The sequence below is a fragment of the Uliginosibacterium silvisoli genome (assembly GCF_036017035.1).
GTDB classification, from domain to species: Bacteria; Pseudomonadota; Gammaproteobacteria; order Burkholderiales; family Rhodocyclaceae; genus Viridibacterium; species Viridibacterium silvisoli.
This window is the reverse complement of sequence record NZ_JAYXHS010000001.1, coordinates 964,355-980,909: the sequence shown is the minus strand read 5'-3', so window position 1 is coordinate 980,909 and position 16,555 is coordinate 964,355. Positions and strand designations below refer to the sequence as shown.

Here is a 16,555-nt window from a genome sequence, read left to right as displayed (position 1 = left end):
CCGCTTGTAACCCCGGTTTTCCGTTCTGCTCCATGGCCTTACCCAGCATCAACCCCGCCGACTACGAATCCCAACTCGCCGCCAAGCTCGCGCAGTTCAAGGGCTCCTTCGCGCCTTTCGGTCTGCCCGAACCGGACGTGTTCCGTTCTGCGCCGCTGCATTTCCGCCAGCGTACCGAGTTCCGCATCTGGCACGAGGGCGATGAACTGCACTACGCTATGTTCGATCCCGACGAACCGAAGCGGCCGGTGCTGATGGAGACCTTCCCGGTCGCCGCGGAGTCGATCTGTGCCTTGATGCCACGTCTCAAGGCGGCCTTGAAGCGGCAGCCGGAATTGCGCCGCAAGATATTCCAGGTGAATTTCCTGTCCACCCTGTCCGGCGACATGCTGGTAACGCTGATCTACCACCGCAAGCTGGAAGCGGAGTGGGAAGTCGCAGCGCGCGCGTTGGCGACAGAGCTTGGCGTGGCGATCATCGGTCGCAGCCTCAAGCAGAAGATCGTGCTGGAGCGCGACTGGGTCATCGAAGAACTCGAAGTCGACGGCCGTCGTTTGCGCTACCAGCAATTCGAAGGCGCTTTTTCGCAACCCAATGCGGGCGTCAGCAGCAAGATGCTGGGCTGGGCCAGTGTTCAGGCAAATTCGCAGGCGGCAGGGCTCGCCGGCGACATGCTGGAGCTGTACTGCGGCAACGGCAACTTCACGGTGGCGCTGGCACCGCACTTCGGCAAGGTGCTGGCGACCGAGATGAGCAAGCCTTCCGTGAAGGCAGCGCACTACAATCTGGATGCGAATGGCATCAGCAACGTGACCATGGTGCGCATGGCCAGCGATGAGATCAGCGCGGCGCTGGCGCGTGTGCGGCCCTTCAACCGCATGAAGGATGTCGACCTCGACAGCTATGCCTTCAACACCCTCTTCGTCGACCCGCCACGCAGCGGGCTGGATGCGCCCACAGTCGACCTCGCGCGTGGCTTCGAGCGCATCCTCTACATCTCGTGCAATCCGCAGACCTTGCGCGAAAACGTCGAAGCGCTGCAAGGTACGCACGCCATTGCCGCAGCGGCCGTGTTCGACCAGTTCCCTTATACCCACCACCTGGAATGCGGGTTGCTGCTCGTTCGCAGATAAAGCCGGGCGTTGATTTCCGGCTTTCCGGCCCAAGCTTCACAACCAAGCCGCCTGCCAGGGATTGACCATGCTCACCGTTTGCCCACACTGCCAGACCATCAACCGTGTTCCCGCTGAACGCAGCGCCAACGACCCGACCTGTGCCAAGTGCAAGAACGCCTTGCTCGACGGCCAGCCGGTCGAACTGACCGACGCGAACTTCGACCGCTTCATCAGTCGTACGGAACTACCCATCGTCGTCGACTTCTGGGCCGCATGGTGCGGCCCCTGCCAGATGATGGCGCCGCAATTCAAGCAGGCCGCGGAGCGCTTCAAGGGCCGCGTGATCTTCGCCAAGGTCGATAGCGACAACAACCCGCGTGCTGCGGCGCGCTTCGGCATCCGCAGTTTGCCGACGCTGGTCATGCTGCGTGGCGGCGCGGAAGTGAACCGTCAGGCCGGTGCCATGCAGACCGCGCAGATCGCTGCCTGGGTGAACAATGCCGCGCAAGGCAGCTGATTCGAAAGCAAGCAACGGAGTGCGCGGCGCTGGCGCGATGCGTAGATTGCGAGCCATCATGTGCTGCGTTGAAGGAACGAATCATGAAGGCTTCACTCCCCCGCCCTGAGCGTGCCGCTGCCACCCTGAACGACCCGCGTTGGGCCGCCGTTGCCGGGCGCGACGCGACGGCCGACGGCAAGTTCTATTACTCGGTGCAGACGACGGGCGTGTATTGCCGGCCCTCGTGTGTCGCACGCGCCGCCTTGCCCGAAAACGTGGCGTTTCACGCGACGCGCGAAGCGGCGGAACAAGCCGGCTTCCGCCCTTGCAAGCGTTGCAAGCCTGACCAGCCGGCGCTGGCCGAACAGCATGTCGCGAGGGTCACCGAGGCTTGCCGCATCATCGAACGGGCCGTCATGGAAGCGCAGGCCCTGCCTTCCCTCGATGCCTTGGCGCTGCAGCTCGGTCTCAGCACGCATCACTTCCATCGCCTGTTCAAGTCGATCACCGGCGTGACGCCCAAGGCCTATGCGATGGCGCGCCGCGCCGAACGCCTGCGTGCGGACCTGCCACGCGCAGCGAGCGTCACCGAGGCGATCTTCGACGCCGGCTACAGCTCCAGCGGGCGTTTTCACGCAGATGCGGATGGCACGCTTGGCATGACGCCAACGCAGTACAAGTCCGGTGGTGCGGATACGCAGATCCGCTTCGCTGTCGGCGAGTGTTCGCTCGGTGCCATCCTCGTCGCGCAGAGTGAGCGGGGCATCTGTGCGGTGCTCATCGATGACGATGCGGAGGTGCTGGTGCGCGACCTGCAGGACAGGTTTCCGCGTGCGCAGCTCATCGGTGGCGATGCGGCTTTCGAGCGTCTCGTGGCGCAGGTAGTAGGTTTCGTCGAAGCTTTCGGCGTGGGTTTCGCGTTGCCGCTCGATGTGCGTGGCACGGCCTTCCAGCAACGTGTGTGGCAGGCCCTGCGCGACATACCGCCCGGCCAGACGCTCAGCTATAGCGAGCTGGCCGAACGCATCGGCGCGCCGAAGGCCGTGCGCGCGGTGGCGGGTGCCTGCGCGGCGAATGCCATCGCGGTGCTGATCCCCTGCCATCGGGTAGTACGTAACGATGGTTCGATCTCGGGCTATCGCTGGGGCGTCGAGCGCAAGCGTGCCTTGCTCGACAAGGAGGCGGCCGTAGGGGACAAGCCGCCGGCCCGGCGCAAGGTCCGGACTTGATGCGGGTCGGGCAATGACGCTGGGTCTGTTCGGCAGTGGCGATGCGCAGGGCTGGCGTGAGGAGTTGCTGCCCGGTGCTGTCGTGCTGCGCGCCTTCGCGCTGGCCGACGAAGCCGCATTGCTGGCCGCCATCGACGCGGTCCTGAAGCAGGCGCCATTCCGCCACATGCAGACACCCGGCGGCTACACCATGTCGGTGGCGATGAGTTGCTGCGGCGACCTGGGCTGGGTAACCGACAGCACGGGCTATCGCTACCAGCGCAACGATCCCTTGACCGGACATGCCTGGCCGGAAATGCCTGTGGCATTTCGCCGGCTGGCGGTGCGCGCTGCCGATAGCGCGGGCTTCGCCGGGTTCCAGCCGGACGCCTGCCTGATCAACCGTTACGAGCCCGGTGCGCGCATGTCACTGCACCAGGACAAGAACGAGCGCGACTTCTCCGCACCCATCGTGTCCGTATCACTCGGCTTGCCCGCCGTCTTCCTGTTTGGCGGCATGGCGCGGTCCGACAAGTCCCTGCGCGTACAGCTCGCGCATGGCGACGTGGTGGTGTGGGGCGCCGCAGCACGTCTTCGCTATCACGGCGTCATGCCGCTCGCCGCTGGCGTGCATCCATTGTTGGGAGAGCAGCGCATCAACCTGACGTTCCGCAAAGCAGGCTAGGGGCGGGCGCCGAACGTCGGGGGTCCCGCACGTCCCGCTGTTGGATGTCGAAAGATCCGGCGTCGCAATGTATTCTCCGACGATGTCCAGATTCTGCGCAGCGCTCGGTACCGCCATCCTTGCAATCTTTCCGGGCTGGGCCGCTGAAGCGGCGCTGATCGCCGTCGATACCGGGCATACGCCCTTGCGCTATGGCGCAACGGCGCCCGATGGCCGCGTCGAATACCAGTACAACCTGACGCTCTCCAGTGCCGTTTCGCGTGAGCTGACCGCCAAGGGTGATCAGGTCTTCAGGATCTCCGCTGACGGTAACGAGGTGGAGCTGGCAAAGCGCGCGACGCTTGCACCGGACGCCAGCTTGTTCGTCTCGATCCACCACGATTCGATCCAGCAAGCGTGGATCGATGCGGGGCGCCGCCGCGAATTCGCGGGCTTCTCGCTTTTTGTCTCCGAAAAGAACCCGCACTACGCAGAGAGCCTGGCATGTGCGAAGGGGGTCGCCGAGCGCTTGCTGGCGATCGGAGAAATGCCGTCCGGGTATCACGCAACGCCCATCCCGGGCGAGAATCGCCCGTTCATCGATAAACGACTGGGCATCCATCGCTTCGATGACCTTGTTGTACTCAAGACTGCGACCATGCCTGCCTTGCTGATCGAAGCAGGTGTGATCGCCAACCCCGACGAAGCGCGGCGTCTTGCCGCTGCAGAGACGGTCGACCGACTGGCAAGAGCCATCGCAGAAGGCTTGCACGCTTGCCAGAACCCATCATCCACACGGAGCACGCAATGAAGAAATTCGCACTGGGCCTTGCCTTGATCGTTACCGCAACCGGCAGCTACGCCGCGGGTTGCGGCAAGCCCCGCAACGCTTTCGACCAGGTGTATTGCGCGGGCAACCTGTTCTCGCAGAAGGACAACGATCTGAACAAGGCCTACACGAGCTTGCGCCAGCAACTCGACTCAGGACAGAAGGAGTCGCTGAAGCAGGGACAGCTGGCGTGGATCAAGTCGCGCGATGCCGCGTGCAGCAAGGAAGACAGTAGCGGTTACTTCGTGAATCTGGATTGCGCTGTGGACAAGACGCAGGCTCGTCTCGACTTTCTCAAGGAGCGTGAGCGCGAGTGCAAGAGCACGGGCTGTAGCAACGACAAGCTGGCGAAATAAGCTGCTGCAAAGATGACATCACCGCCGGTGTGCTGCCATCAACACCGCACGAGGGCTCTGTGCCGGGTGGAATTCAGCGCGTACGCCGGCGTGACTTTCCGAACGCCAGCAAGCCTAGACCGGCCAGCAACATGGCGTAAGTCTGCGGCTCCGGCACGGCGATCACCGAGTTGATCCAGCTGCTGTAAGCCGACACCGAGGTCGCGCCACCGATCGAACCGAAAGTCGTGGTGCTGGTCGAGAAGGGCGAGGTCACGCCATTGATCGTCTGGTTGACCATGCCGTTGAAGCTGGCAATGCCGATCACCTGCAGCTGGCCATTGACCGTCGTGAACAAGGGGCTGCCGGAATCACCGGCACCGAACTGCGCCTCGTTGCTGGCGACGCTGGTAGCGGGGGTGAAAACGTTCTTGCTGGTGCTGGCGGGATTGTCGAAATCGAAGATCATGATTTCGCTCTTGCCGGTATAGCCCGCGCCGGAAGCATCGTCGTCGGCAATCAGGCTATCGACGCGATTGCTGCCAACGGTCTTGATGCTGGCATTGGCGCCGGCCGTTTCGCCGTTGACGCCATCCCCCGTGCCGCCGTAGCCGACCATGGTCAGGGCGGTGTTGCGCGTGGGCGTGCCGGTGTAGATGTCATAGACAGCCGCTGTGGTGGGCGCAGCGACAGACAGCTTGATGAGCGCCAGATCGTCATGCCACAGGCCATCGCTGCCGGGCGTCGTGCCGGCAAAACCAGGAAAGAGCGTCACGGACTGGGCGAGGATGCTCTGGCCGCTGCCATCGTTGAAGTTGACGAGCACGCTGTCGGCAGAGGCGTAGCCAACCACATGCGCTGCGGTCAGGATGTAACCGTTCGCCAGTAGCACGCCGGAGAAGGTACCGCCGCCGATGGAAATCGACACGACGCCGGAATACAGCGAACTGCTCGTATTGGCATCCACCGTCGTCGCGCCGACGAGGGCCATGCCAGGCTGGGCGAACAGGGCACTGCACAGGCCCATTGCCAGCACGGACAGGCGCGCAGTGAAATTTGTCCTCGTTGCCATGCCACTCTCCCCGGATTGATCCCCCACTCTAGCGGTGGAGGTATTACAGACATTCGTGAAAGTACTAGGCGTACCGGGATCGGACAAGGGCGCGAGGGACTTTCGCGCGCGCCACGCCAGCACGCATCATGACCTGCCCGCCGTCGGGCCGCGTGGACACTCGGTTCCGCACGTCCTCATGCACCGCACAGCGCAGATGTAAAAATTCCTCAAGCGCTCAGCGATACAGCAGGAACGCCTCGCGCTCGATGGCCCAGGCAGCTTCGTCGGCCAGCGTGAGCGCATCCAGATCGCCCGGCGCGGCTTCGTTGTCATCGACCCATTCACGCAAGATCGGCGAGCCGTTGATGAGATCGATGGCGAGGCGGTCGAACTCGTATTCGTAGGGGAAGTCGCGCCACAGCGCGTAGTCCGGTTGCAGGTTGCGCAGGGCCTTGAAGGCGAGGGCTTGCAGGCGCCAGGGCTTGAAGGCGGCGTGCTCGTAGGCGCCGTCCTCGACGTGGATCTGGATGCCATTGCACTGCTTGCCGGCATGCTTGTGGAATGTCGGTTCAAACCAGCATTCGCGCAGGCGGCAGCCTTGCAGCCAGTGCGGGGCGAGGCGCTGCATTTCCGTGAGCACGGAGCGGGCGTGGATGTCAGGTGCGCCGAACAGTTCGAGCGGGCGCGTCGTGCCGCGGCCCTCCGACAGGGTCACACCTTCCAGCATCACGGTGCCGGCGTAGGCGCGCGCCATCGACAGGTTTGCGGCATTCGGGCTCGGGTTCACCCAGTTGCGCTCGCCGAGCGGCCAGCCGTAGCCGGGCGCTGCCTCGGGTTGCCAGCCCTGCATCTCGATGACCTTGTATTCGAGCTGCAAGCCCAGCTTCGCGATGAACCAGTGGCCCAGCTCGCCCATCGTCAGGCCGTGCCGCATCGGCATCGGGCCGGCACCGACGAAGCTTTCCCAACCTTCGCGCAGGGTCAGGCCCTCGATGGGGCGACCGGCGGGATTCGGGCGGTCGAGCACCCACACGGCCTTGCCATGTGCAGCTGCGGCTTCGAGCACGTAACGCAAGGTGGTGATGAAGGTGTAGATGCGGCAGCCCAGATCCTGCAGGTCGACGAGCAGTATGTCGAATGACGACATCATCGCGTCGGTCGGCTTGCGGACTTCGCCGTAGAGGCTGAACACCGGAATGCCGTGGCGCGGGTCGCGGTAGTCGGGCGACTCCATCATGTTGTCCTGCTTGTCGCCACGCAGGCCGTGCTGCGGGCCGAAGGCCGCGCTGAGATTGATTTCCGGCAGCGATGCGAGGGCGTCGATGGCGTGCGTGAGATCGCGCGTCACGGAAGCCGGATGCGCCAGCAGGGCAACGCGGCGGCCGGCGAGCGGCGCGCGCAAGGCGGGTTCGGCGAGCAAGCGGTCGAGGCCGAACAGGACAGGAGGGGCGGTGTGGGTCATGGTTGTGCGGGGCTCAGGATGAGTTTGCGAGCTGTAGCGTGAAGGCAGCACGGAGGTGGAAGTCGGGGCGCTCGCCGGGATGCGCCAGCGCCCAGTAGCTGATCGCGCCTTCTATCGTCTCGACGACGGCAGTGAGGCCGATATGCAGGATGCCTGAGCGGGCCGGTAGCAGCGTGGCCGGGATGCTTGCGGCGAGCGTGAGCGCGTCCGGCGTTTGCCGGCTGTTGAAGTCGGGTGCCTGTGCGGGCTGCCAGCCGGCATCGCGCTGGCGGTAGTCGCTGAACGCATAGGCAGCCCATTGGCCGGTCGGCGAGAAATTGAATTCGTGGTAGCTCGTCGCCTCGGCATGGCTGACGAAGGCCTCGAAGCAGGTGTGTTTCCACAGCTCGTCGGCAAAGCCGGATTGCGTCGGCGCAGGGATGCGCAGTGCATCGAGCGCACCTGTCAGCGTGTAAAGCAATTGCAGACTGCCATCGGCTGCGAGGGAAGCGCTGGCCTGCAGCGCCGTGACGGCGGCGCAGGGATGCGCGGGATGGCAGATCAGACGTGAAAGGACGACCACGGAGACAGGCGTTCGTTGCGAAGCCGGTACTGTACCGAATCCCTCAGCCGACCGGCTTGCCTTCCTTCAGCGCCAGCCAGCCCTTGATGATGCGATACACGGCCCACAGGCCCACCAGGCCGAAGATCAGCCAGTTGATGAGGAAGCCGATGAAGAGGAAGTAGAGCATCACGCCGATCACCATGACGATCAGGCAACGCCAGAAAGTGTCGGCCTGCCAGACCAGATGGCTCTCGAGGAACGAGCCTTTCAGCTCGTCGCGTTTCACGTAGTTGATGATGATGGCGATGATGGACGCCCAGCCAAAAACGAAAGCGCCGATCATGGTGACCGCTTGTGAAGCAGCCCCGACGACGAGGCCGATGGAGTGCAGCAGGTAGAGCAGGTGCACCATCTGCACATCGCCCGGTTTTGCCTGGGAAAAGCTCTGGCCCTCGATTACATCCAGCGTTCGTTCGTCACTCATACCGCTCCTTCCGATCCAGGGGATGTTGCGATGGGCTGCCCGACATTCAGGCGCTCACAGTTTGCGCTGCGGCAGGCGCGGGCGCCAGACTCACATTACCCGAGGGGATGCCATTGGCGGCCCAGCGATCCAGCTCGTCCATGATGGCCTTGTGCGTCTGCTGGCTGATCTCCGGTAGCTTGCCGCCGAGCATGGCTTGCGCCTCGTCGAAGCCCTTCTGGATCGCCGCGCGGAAAGTCTCGATCTTCTCCGGGTCGTCGCCAATGCCGAACTTCGCAAAATTCAGGATGCGCTCGGCCACCTTGGTCACACCGAACTCACCATCCGGCGCGATGGCTGCCTTGGCCTTCTCGATGGTCGCCGGGTCGGCGCTGAGCTTCTGCTCGCCACTCACCACCTTGTCGATGGCCAGGCCCTGCTGCTCAAGCAGCGGTTGCAGGAAGGCCATGAAATCGTCGACCTGCTGCTTCGAGTCGGCGAGCAGCCTGGCCAGGTCCGGGCGTTCCGTTTCCAGCCGCGTGCGCGGGTCGGCGTAGGTCAGGTCGTCGCCCTTGCTGCCGCCGAGCGAGACGATTTCCTGCGGCGAGTTGCCGTTGGCCGTACTGGTCGTGACCGGCGTGGCGGTTGTGTTGGTGACTGCCGTTGTATTGCGTGGCGCCGTCACGGAAGGGAGTTGAATGGACATGATGCGGTCTCCTGGCTTGTGCATCTCTCATGCGTACTCAGGATGGAGTGCGCGATGGCGCAACAGTTCCGGCGGATTTGTGTCCCGGGGCCTGTGCATTCTTCCTGTTTTATAGCCTACGCAGCCCTGCCCGGGCCTTCTCGACGGGGCTTATCGAGCTGAGCGATAAGCTTGATATGCCCGCCGTTGCGCGATACGCGGCACAATCCGGCAAGGCCTGCTTGTGCGTGCAGCAACAGGATTTCCGAGCGGATTGAAAGGATGTGTGTCGTGGCAACTTATGGTTTTCTGGGCCTGGGCATCATGGGCAACGCAATGGCGGCGAACCTGATTCGCGCCGGCTTCGATGTCACTGTGTGGAACCGCACCGCCTCGCGCTGTGCACCACTCGTTGCGCTGGGGGCAAAACAGGCGGCCACGCCGCGTGAGGTTGCGGCCAGTTGCGACATCACCTTTGCCATCCTGTCCGACCCGGCCGCGGCGCGCGAGACCTGCTTTGGGGCCGATGGCGTGCTGGAAGGCATCGGCGACGGTCGTGGCTACATCGACATGTCCACCGTCGACGACCAGACCGCACGCGACATCGGCGCGGCCATCACGGCCAAGGGCGGGCGCTTCCTCGAAGCACCGGTCTCCGGCACCAAGAAGCCGGCCGAAGACGGCACGCTGATCATTCTCGCCGGCGGCGAACGCAGCCTCTTCGACGACGCCTTGCCGGCCTTCGAGAAGCTCGGCAAGAAGAACCTCTATCTCGGCGAGCTCGGCCAGGGCGCGCGCATGAAGCTGGTGGTCAACATGATCATGGGCGGCATGCTGGCAGCATTCAGCGAGGGGCTCGCGCTCGGTCTCAAGAGCGATCTCGACGGCGCGCAGATCCTCGATGTCATCGAAGCCGGCGCGATGGCCTGCCCGATGTTCAAAGGCAAGGGGCCGATGTTGCTGGGCGAGAACTACACCACCAGCTTCCCCCTCAAGCACATGCAGAAAGACTTGCGCCTCGCCATCGCACTCAGCGAAGAGCTTGGTCAGAGCCTGCATGCTGCCAGCGCCAGCAACGAGCTCTTCAAGCGTGCCAGCATCGCCGGGTATGGCGACGAGGATATCGCCGCCGTGTACCGCGTCATCAAGTAAGCCGGATGTAGGTTGGATATAGGTCGGAGGTAGGTCGGAAAAGCGAAGCGCCTTCCGACATTGCGGAGCTCCATCGGGGCGCAAGCCGTGTTTGACAGCGTGATGTCGGAAGGCGCTGCGCTTTTCCGACCTACGAGGCCTGCATCGGCGTATCGCGTGAGCCGGTCAATCCGCGGCGCGCGACCCGGGTGATGCCAGGGCCGCGAGCGGCGGCCAGCTCGCCGGCACATCCTGCGGCGCGTTCAAGCCCATCTGCGAAGGGTCGACGTCGCGTAGCGGTGGCAGGTGGTGGGCGATGCCCTTGTGGCAGTCGATGCAGGTCTTTTCCTTGTTGCCGAGATACTTCGAATGCATGGCGGCCGCGCGCTGGCTCTGGCGCGTGAAATCCATGGAGTCGTAGTTGTGGCAATTGCGGCATTCCAGCGAGTCGTTGGCCTTGAAGCGCGCCCACTCGTGCTCCGCCAGCTCCAGCCGTCGCGCCTCGAATTTCTCGCGCGTGTTGATGCTGCCGAAGATCTTGCCCCATACCTCCTTGGAGGCCTGCATCTTGCGCGCGATCTTGTCGGTCCAGTTGTGCGGCACATGGCAGTCAGAACACTTGGCGCGCACGCCTGAGCGATTCGTGAAGTGGATCGTGCTCTGCAGCTCGACGTACACGTTCTCGCGCATCTCGTGGCAGCCGGTGCAGAACTGCTCGGTATTGGTCAGCTCCATGGCGGTGTTGAAGCCGCCCCAGAAAACGATGCCGGCGACGAAACCCGCAATGGTCAGAAACCCCAGACTGAAATGCGCGCTGGGCCGGTTGAGGACTTTCCAGTAGCGCTTGAGCAGATTGAGCATGCAGGCTCCGCTATTTTTTCTTGCTGGAGGAGGACTGACGCGACTGGCGCAGCACCGTGTCGATGTCTTCGAAGTTGCTCGGCACGACGAGCTTCACATCCATCTGCGGCACGTGGCATTGCTGGCAGAAGTAACGCCGTGGCGACACCTCGGCGAGCACGTTGCCCTGGCGATCCATGTAGTGCGTGACACTTAGTGGCACGGCCTGCGTTTCTTCGGCGCGTGAGCGGGCGTGACAGAACATGCACTGGTTGAAGTTCTTGTCGACGCGGTAGTTGTCGATCTTGTGCGGAATCGTCGGCGGCTGCATCGAGTAGGCGCGCGTGCGGCGGATGTCGCGATTCTCCTCGTTGCCGATCGGTGGCGGTTTCGCTTCGTCGGCAATCGGCGTGACGCCGCGCGCGGGGTCGTAGAACGGCACCGTCTGCGCCATCGCGAGCGCAGAGGTCACCAGACAGAGCAGCGCAATCAGGGTTCGGGCTTGCATGCAGGTCTCCGTGAGTTTCGACGGTTCTGGTCAGGTGCCGCCTCAGACGGCAACCACCTTCACGGCGCACTTCTTGAAATCCGTCTGCAGCGAGATCGGATCGGTCGCATCCAGCGTGAGCTTGTTGATGAGCTGGCTGGCATCGAACCACGGCACGAAGACCAGGCCGCGCGGTGGCTTGTTGCGGCCACGCGTTTCGATGCGCGTACGCATCTTGCCGCGTCGCGAGATGATCTCCACCTCCACGCCGCGCCGCAGGCCCAGCTCCTTCGCGTCGTCCGGGTGCATGAAGCACACCGCGTTCGGGAATGCCTTATGCAGTTCGGGCACGCGCTGAGTCATCGAGCCGGAGTGCCAGTGTTCCAGCACGCGACCGGTCGACAGCCAGAAAGGGAACTCCTTGTCCGGCGATTCGGCGGGCGGCTCGTAGGGCAGGGCGAAGATATTGGCCTTGCCATCGGCATTGCCATAGAACTGGAAACCCGTGCCGGCCTTCACATACGGGTCGCTGCCTTCGCGATAGCGCCACAAGGTCTCCTTGCCATTCACCACCGGCCAGCGCAGGCCATGCGCTTCGTGATAAGCCTCGAAGGGCGCGAGGTCGTGGCCATGGCCGCGGCCGAACTGTGCGTACTCCTCGAACAGGCCCTTCTGCACGTAGAAGCCGAAGGCTTTCGACTCGTGATTGGCATTGCCCGCCTCGATCTGCGAACTCGGGAACTTGTCGACCTGGCCATTGCGGTACAGCACGTCGAACAGGGTCTTGCCGCGCAGCTCGGGCTTCTTGGCGATCAACTCTGCGGGCCACACTTCCTCGACCTTGAAGCGCTTGGAAAACTCCATGAGCTGCCACAGGTCGGAGCGCGCCTCGCCGGGCGCATCCACCATCTGGTGCCAGAACTGTGTGCGCCGTTCGGCATTACCGTAGGCGCCTTCTTTCTCGACCCACATCGCGGTCGGCAGGATCAGGTCGGCTGCAACGGCTGTCACGGTCGGGTAGGCGTCTGACACGACGACGAAGTTGGCGGGATTGCGATAGCCCGGATAGCCCTCCTGCGAGAGGTTGGCCGCGGCCTGCATATTGTTGTTCACCTGCACCCAGTAGGCATTGAGCTTGCCATCCTTGAGCATGCGGTTCTGCAATACCGCGTGGAAGCCGGGTTTCGGATCGATGGTGCCCTCGGGCAGTTTCCAGATCTGCTCGGCCTTCTTGCGATGCTCGGGGTTGGCAACGACCATGTCAGCCGGCAGGCGGTGCGCGAAGGTGCCGACCTCGCGTGCCGTGCCGCAGGCGGAAGGTTGGCCGGTCAGCGAGAACGGGCTGTTGCCGGGCGTGGAGACTTTGCCGGTCAGCAGGTGGATGTTGTAGACGAGGTTGTTGGCCCAAACGCCGCGCGTATGTTGATTGAAGCCCATGGTCCAGAAGGACATGACCTTGGTCTTCGGATCGGCATAGGCCTCGGCCAGTGCCAGCAGGCGATTCTTCGGCACGCCACTCATCTTCGCGGCGTAGTCGAGGTCGTACTTCGATACGAAGCGCGCGTACTCGTCGAAGCTGATCGGCTTCGAGCCGCCGGGGTCGCCGGCGTTCTTCGCGGCTTTCTGCAGCGGGTGATCAGGGCGCAGGCCGTAGCCAATGTCATCGTTACCAAGCTTGAAGTTGGTGTGCTTGTTCACGAAATCGCGATTGACCTTGCCGCTCTTGATGATGTGGTTGGCGATGTAGTTGAGGATCACCAGATCGCTCTGCGGCGTGAAGGTCAGCGTCACGTCGGCGAGGTCGTAGGAGCGGTGCTCGAAGGTCGACAGCACGAAGACCTTGCCGTCGGGATTGCTCAGGCGGCGGTCGGTGACGCGGGTCCACAAAATAGGGTGCATCTCCGCCATGTTCGAGCCCCACAGCACGAACACGTCAGCCGCTTCGATGTCGTCGTAGCAGCCGGGCGGTTCGTCGGCGCCGAAGGTGCGCATCATGCCCATCACAGCCGAGGCCATGCAGTGGCGCGCGTTGGGGTCGATGTTGTTACTGCGGAAACCGGCCTTCATGAGCTTCAGCGCGGCATAGCCTTCCCACACCGTCCATTGGCCCGAGCCGAACATGCCGACCGCTGTGGACCCCTTCTCCTTGAGTACTTTCTTGAACTGCGCCGCCATCACATCGAAGGCCTTGTCCCAGCTCACCTCGCCGAACTCGCCGTCCTTCGCATACACGCCATCCTTCATGCGCAGCAGCGGTTTGGTGAGGCGGTCGCCGCCGTACATGATCTTGGAGAGGAAGTAGCCCTTCACGCAGTTGAGGCCCTTGTTGACCTCGCTGTTCATGTCGCCGTGCGTGGCGACCACGCGGCCGTCCTTGACGGCCACATTCACGCCGCAGCCAGTGCCGCAGAAACGGCACGGCGCCTTCGCCCACTTGAGCTTCATGTCGCCCGTGCCGGCGATGTTCTGCGCACTGGCGGGCAGGGACACGCCGGCTACTGCCGCAGCCGATGCTGCAGCACTCTGTCTGATGAAGTCACGCCGCGTAGTCATTGCTCAGCTCCTCGTTCATGGCGTCCAGGGTATCGGCATGTTGATAGACCAGCGCGGCGGAGATCACGCCGGGCAATTGCTGGATCTCGCCGAGGAGAACCATCATCGGGCCCTCGCCGGGCGTCTCCAGCGTGACGACGATCTTTCCAGTGGGCGTGCTTGCATGGATGCACACGCCTTCCATGCGACTCATGGCCGCATGCGTGCGGGCCAGGTGAAGCGGCACGACGTGCACGACCACGCCGGCGATATGCAGTTCAGCAGCATGTAACGCGTCTGTCATTCGATGTTCCCGCACGGATGATTCAGGGAAGCGCGTGGCCGTGGCGACGCGCAGCAAAGGCACGATCAGGAATGGGGGAGACGATCAGGGCAAGCCACTGCCGGGTGGCCCTGCGAAGAGCTGGTAGATCCAGACGAGAAAGCCGTAGCCGATCACCACGGCAACGGCGAGAGCTGGCGTCATGACGACGACGAGAAACAGCCAGCTCCGAACCTCTTCGGTTCGAGAGAACTGCTCTGATGGGGTTTCCACTTACGGCCTCCAAAAGCCGATCGACCACACTCCGTTGCGGCCGCTTCATGCCAATAGTATTAGGGTGCGGAACGCATGAGGTCAAGAGGCATGATCGAAAATCATGCGCGCATGCTGCGATACAACAATCCCCGCCATCGCCGCGAGAGAGACGAGTCGCCTCGTGTTCTCAGCGAGCGTCTGGCAATGCATTAAGCATATATAGAACGCTCATCCATCGTGGCTGGCTCAAACCGCATTTTCAATCAAGCCTGATAGTTCCACATTGCATATCCTCTGACCTCATAATGGCAGCCCGTCCGGCCACGAGCCGACGCAGGAGCCAGTCACCCCTGAGGCAGTCATGAAAACCAGCAACCCCGCAGCATTCGTCGCCAAGTCCCTGTTGTTCTTCCTCGACTCCGACCGGAAGCGCTACTTCCTGCACGTGCCCATCGTCCTCGGCAGCGAGACCGGCGAGTTGATCGTGCCCTACCTGCTGGGCGTGCTGATCACCATGCTGATGGCCTACAAGCCGGGCGACAGCCTCTTGCCCATTGCCTCCGTCATCTTCGCGCTGGCTGCGCTGCGCGGCCTGATCGCCTGGATACGCCTGCGCAGCAAGCGCATCCTCGGTCAGGTTGCTCTCAACTGTCGCTACCGCGCCCGTGTGTGGGGATTCGAGCGGCTCGTCGGCTTCTCGATGAGTTGGCATCACGAGGAGTCGGCCGGCAACAAGGTGCAGCGTCTCATCACCGGCTCCGACGCCGTGCGCGAATGGGGCATTTTCCATAACGAGATCGCCGGGCCGCTGGCCACGCTGATCGGCGTGACCGTGTCGTGTTTCTTCATCAGCCCCTGGTTCGTGCTGTTCGGTGTGTACTTCGTCATCGGCATGTCGCTGATCGAGCGCCACTACGATCGCAAGATCGCGCTGGTCAGCGCGCGTCTCAACAAGAGCGCCGAGAACGCCAGCGGCAGCATCGTCGAGGGGGCCACCAACATCCTCACCATCAAGGCGACCGGCGCTGGCGCGATGGTGCGCAGCGCCGTACAGGGCAAGGAAGCGACGACCACCGCAGCCGGTCACGAGCGCGTCATGCTCGGCACGCAGAAGTGGATGGTGTTCCAGGTCTTCACCGGCATCTCTTTCGGTATCTTCCTCGCGGCGATTGCCTGGGCGGTGCTCAGCCACGTTATCGCCATCGGCTTCGTCATCACCTACGTGCAGTACTTCAACGGCCTGCGCACTTCGACGACCGCATTTACCGACAAATTCCAGGCCATGGTCGAGCGCTATTCCGAACTCATGCGCCTGATGCCGCTGTTCGACGACTCGCAGGTCGTCAAGGCGCAGGCGCGCCACGCGAAATTCCCGGAGGACTGGGACGCCATTCGCGTCACCGATCTCGAATACAACTGGAAGGTGCAGGAGGAACTGAAGCCCGCACTGCGCGGCATCAGCTTCGAGGTCCAGCGCGGCGAGCGCGTCGGCATCACCGGCAAATCCGGCAGCGGAAAATCCACGCTGATCAAGCTGCTGCTCGGCCTCTACGAACCGGCTGCCGGGCGCATCGAGATCGGCGGCCTCAGCAATCTCGAAATCCAGCCCGACGAGTTCGAGCGGCATATCACCGTCGTGCTGCAGGACGCCGAGCTGTTCAACGTCTCGATCAAGGACAACATCACCCTGATGCGCGAGCTGGACGAGGCGCTCTACGACAAGGTCTGCATCGCAGCGGGCCTCACCGAATTGATCGCCCGACTGCCGCAGCGCGACGCGACACAACTCGGCGACCGCGGCTACTCGCTCTCCGGCGGCGAACGCCAGCGTATCGGCATCGCCCGCGCACTGTACCGCCAGCCGTCGATCCTGATCCTCGACGAAGCCACTTCGGCGCTCGACGACGCGACGGAAGATCACGTCATGAACGGCATCCTGTCGTGCATGCCAGGGGACTCCGTCGTGATCGCCATTGCACATCGCACACGTTCCCTGAAGGACATGGGCAGGGTGCTGCATTTCGCTGAGGGAAAGCTGGTGAGCGACCGTAGTGTCGACGAAACCGCAGAAGTGGCATGACGCAGGTCGGAAAAGCGTAGCGCCTTCCGACTTCAAGCCATCGAACAAGGCCTTGGCGCCGATTCACCCTCGCAATGTCGGAAGGCGCT

18 protein-coding genes are annotated in these 16,555 nt (G+C 63.2%); 8 read left to right on the top strand and 10 right to left on the bottom strand.

Annotation, left to right across the window (positions count from 1 at the left end):
- Positions 1–32: 32 nt before the first annotated feature.
- The 6 genes from trmA (at position 33) to VVD49_RS04460 (ending at position 4,671) form a co-directional block, all read left to right on the top strand.
- Positions 33–1,133: a tRNA (uridine(54)-C5)-methyltransferase TrmA gene (gene trmA, locus VVD49_RS04485; RefSeq protein ID WP_327598942.1), complete on the top strand. Its 1,101-nt coding sequence runs from the start codon at positions 33–35 to the stop codon at positions 1,131–1,133.
- Between the two features lie 67 nt (positions 1,134–1,200).
- Positions 1,201–1,632, top strand: coding sequence for a thioredoxin TrxC (trxC, locus tag VVD49_RS04480; RefSeq protein WP_327597931.1), 432 nt, complete (start codon positions 1,201–1,203; stop codon positions 1,630–1,632).
- 83 nt (positions 1,633–1,715) lie between these two features.
- A complete protein-coding gene (ada, locus tag VVD49_RS04475; RefSeq protein ID WP_327597930.1) occupies positions 1,716–2,843 on the top strand; it encodes a bifunctional DNA-binding transcriptional regulator/O6-methylguanine-DNA methyltransferase Ada in 1,128 nt (375 codons plus the stop codon).
- 13 nt (positions 2,844–2,856) lie between these two features.
- Positions 2,857–3,507, top strand: coding sequence for a DNA oxidative demethylase AlkB (alkB, locus tag VVD49_RS04470; protein ID WP_327597929.1), 651 nt, complete (start codon positions 2,857–2,859; stop codon positions 3,505–3,507).
- An 82-nt stretch (positions 3,508–3,589) separates the two neighbouring features.
- Positions 3,590–4,297: an N-acetylmuramoyl-L-alanine amidase gene (locus VVD49_RS04465; RefSeq protein ID WP_327597928.1), complete on the top strand. Its 708-nt coding sequence runs from the start codon at positions 3,590–3,592 to the stop codon at positions 4,295–4,297.
- Positions 4,294–4,671, top strand: a complete 378-nt coding sequence (locus VVD49_RS04460) for a lysozyme inhibitor LprI family protein (protein ID WP_327597927.1) — start codon at positions 4,294–4,296, stop codon at positions 4,669–4,671. The genes VVD49_RS04465 and VVD49_RS04460 overlap by 4 nt, the downstream gene beginning before the upstream one ends.
- A gap of 73 nt (positions 4,672–4,744) precedes the next feature.
- On the opposite strand, the gene VVD49_RS04455 is transcribed toward VVD49_RS04460, so the two are convergent.
- From VVD49_RS04455 to VVD49_RS04435, 5 genes are all read right to left on the bottom strand, one after another.
- Complete coding sequence (locus VVD49_RS04455; protein WP_327597926.1) at positions 4,745–5,722, bottom strand: trypsin-like serine protease; 978 nt, start codon at positions 5,720–5,722, stop codon at positions 4,745–4,747.
- A 217-nt stretch (positions 5,723–5,939) separates the two neighbouring features.
- Entirely contained in the window at positions 5,940–7,166 is a 1,227-nt protein-coding gene (locus VVD49_RS04450; RefSeq protein WP_327597925.1) for an exo-beta-N-acetylmuramidase NamZ family protein, read from the bottom strand.
- Between the two features lie 13 nt (positions 7,167–7,179).
- Positions 7,180–7,728: a DOMON-like domain-containing protein gene (locus VVD49_RS04445; protein WP_327597924.1), complete on the bottom strand. Its 549-nt coding sequence runs from the start codon at positions 7,726–7,728 to the stop codon at positions 7,180–7,182.
- Between the two features lie 43 nt (positions 7,729–7,771).
- Positions 7,772–8,194, bottom strand: coding sequence for a DUF4870 family protein (locus tag VVD49_RS04440; protein WP_327597923.1), 423 nt, complete (start codon positions 8,192–8,194; stop codon positions 7,772–7,774).
- Positions 8,195–8,240: 46 nt separating this feature from the next.
- Positions 8,241–8,879, bottom strand: coding sequence for a hypothetical protein (locus VVD49_RS04435; protein ID WP_327597922.1), 639 nt, complete (start codon positions 8,877–8,879; stop codon positions 8,241–8,243).
- 270 nt (positions 8,880–9,149) lie between these two features.
- Here VVD49_RS04435 and VVD49_RS04430 point away from each other — a divergent pair, with 270 nt between their 5' ends.
- Positions 9,150–10,010, top strand: a complete 861-nt coding sequence (locus tag VVD49_RS04430; RefSeq protein ID WP_327597921.1) for an NAD(P)-dependent oxidoreductase — start codon at positions 9,150–9,152, stop codon at positions 10,008–10,010.
- A 165-nt stretch (positions 10,011–10,175) separates the two neighbouring features.
- On the opposite strand, the gene VVD49_RS04425 is transcribed toward VVD49_RS04430, so the two are convergent.
- The 5 genes from VVD49_RS04425 to VVD49_RS04405 all read right to left on the bottom strand — a co-directional run bounded on the left by VVD49_RS04425 (position 10,176) and on the right by VVD49_RS04405 (position 14,404).
- Entirely contained in the window at positions 10,176–10,850 is a 675-nt protein-coding gene (locus VVD49_RS04425) for a cytochrome c3 family protein (RefSeq protein ID WP_327597920.1), read from the bottom strand.
- Between the two features lie 10 nt (positions 10,851–10,860).
- The gene (locus VVD49_RS04420; protein ID WP_327597919.1) at positions 10,861–11,337 is read right to left on the bottom strand and encodes a nitrate reductase cytochrome c-type subunit; all 477 of its coding nucleotides are present in this window, start codon (positions 11,335–11,337) and stop codon (positions 10,861–10,863) included.
- Between the two features lie 42 nt (positions 11,338–11,379).
- Positions 11,380–13,869, bottom strand: coding sequence for a periplasmic nitrate reductase subunit alpha (gene napA, locus VVD49_RS04415; RefSeq protein ID WP_327597918.1), 2,490 nt, complete (start codon positions 13,867–13,869; stop codon positions 11,380–11,382).
- Positions 13,853–14,152: a chaperone NapD gene (locus VVD49_RS04410; RefSeq protein ID WP_327597917.1), complete on the bottom strand. Its 300-nt coding sequence runs from the start codon at positions 14,150–14,152 to the stop codon at positions 13,853–13,855. Before VVD49_RS04410 ends, napA begins: the two co-directional genes overlap by 17 nt.
- Before the next feature lie 84 nt (positions 14,153–14,236).
- Positions 14,237–14,404, bottom strand: coding sequence for a periplasmic nitrate reductase, NapE protein (locus VVD49_RS04405; RefSeq protein ID WP_327597916.1), 168 nt, complete (start codon positions 14,402–14,404; stop codon positions 14,237–14,239).
- A 343-nt stretch (positions 14,405–14,747) separates the two neighbouring features.
- Here VVD49_RS04405 and VVD49_RS04400 point away from each other — a divergent pair, with 343 nt between their 5' ends.
- Entirely contained in the window at positions 14,748–16,466 is a 1,719-nt protein-coding gene (locus VVD49_RS04400) for an ABC transporter ATP-binding protein (RefSeq protein ID WP_327597915.1), read from the top strand.
- Positions 16,467–16,555 lie beyond the last annotated feature (89 nt).

Bases quoted from the DNA above. Each gene is read 5' to 3' on its own strand.
- VVD49_RS04425 (WP_327597920.1), bottom strand. From the start codon at position 10,850: ATGCTCAATCTGCTCAAGCGCTACTGGAAAGTCCTCAACCGGCCCAGC.
- VVD49_RS04435 (WP_327597922.1), bottom strand. From the start codon at position 8,879: ATGTCCATTCAACTCCCTTCCGTGACGGCGCCACGCAATACAACGGCA.
- VVD49_RS04400 (WP_327597915.1), top strand. From the start codon at position 14,748: ATGAAAACCAGCAACCCCGCAGCATTCGTCGCCAAGTCCCTGTTGTTC.
- VVD49_RS04450 (WP_327597925.1), bottom strand. From the start codon at position 7,166: ATGACCCACACCGCCCCTCCTGTCCTGTTCGGCCTCGACCGCTTGCTC.
- trmA (WP_327598942.1), top strand. From the start codon at position 33: ATGGCCTTACCCAGCATCAACCCCGCCGACTACGAATCCCAACTCGCC.
- VVD49_RS04440 (WP_327597923.1), bottom strand. From the start codon at position 8,194: ATGAGTGACGAACGAACGCTGGATGTAATCGAGGGCCAGAGCTTTTCC.
- ada (WP_327597930.1), top strand. From the start codon at position 1,716: ATGAAGGCTTCACTCCCCCGCCCTGAGCGTGCCGCTGCCACCCTGAAC.
- VVD49_RS04455 (WP_327597926.1), bottom strand. From the start codon at position 5,722: ATGGCAACGAGGACAAATTTCACTGCGCGCCTGTCCGTGCTGGCAATG.
- VVD49_RS04460 (WP_327597927.1), top strand. From the start codon at position 4,294: ATGAAGAAATTCGCACTGGGCCTTGCCTTGATCGTTACCGCAACCGGC.
- napA (WP_327597918.1), bottom strand. From the start codon at position 13,869: ATGACTACGCGGCGTGACTTCATCAGACAGAGTGCTGCAGCATCGGCT.
- VVD49_RS04465 (WP_327597928.1), top strand. From the start codon at position 3,590: ATGTCCAGATTCTGCGCAGCGCTCGGTACCGCCATCCTTGCAATCTTT.
- VVD49_RS04410 (WP_327597917.1), bottom strand. From the start codon at position 14,152: ATGACAGACGCGTTACATGCTGCTGAACTGCATATCGCCGGCGTGGTC.
- alkB (WP_327597929.1), top strand. From the start codon at position 2,857: ATGACGCTGGGTCTGTTCGGCAGTGGCGATGCGCAGGGCTGGCGTGAG.
- VVD49_RS04420 (WP_327597919.1), bottom strand. From the start codon at position 11,337: ATGCAAGCCCGAACCCTGATTGCGCTGCTCTGTCTGGTGACCTCTGCG.
- trxC (WP_327597931.1), top strand. From the start codon at position 1,201: ATGCTCACCGTTTGCCCACACTGCCAGACCATCAACCGTGTTCCCGCT.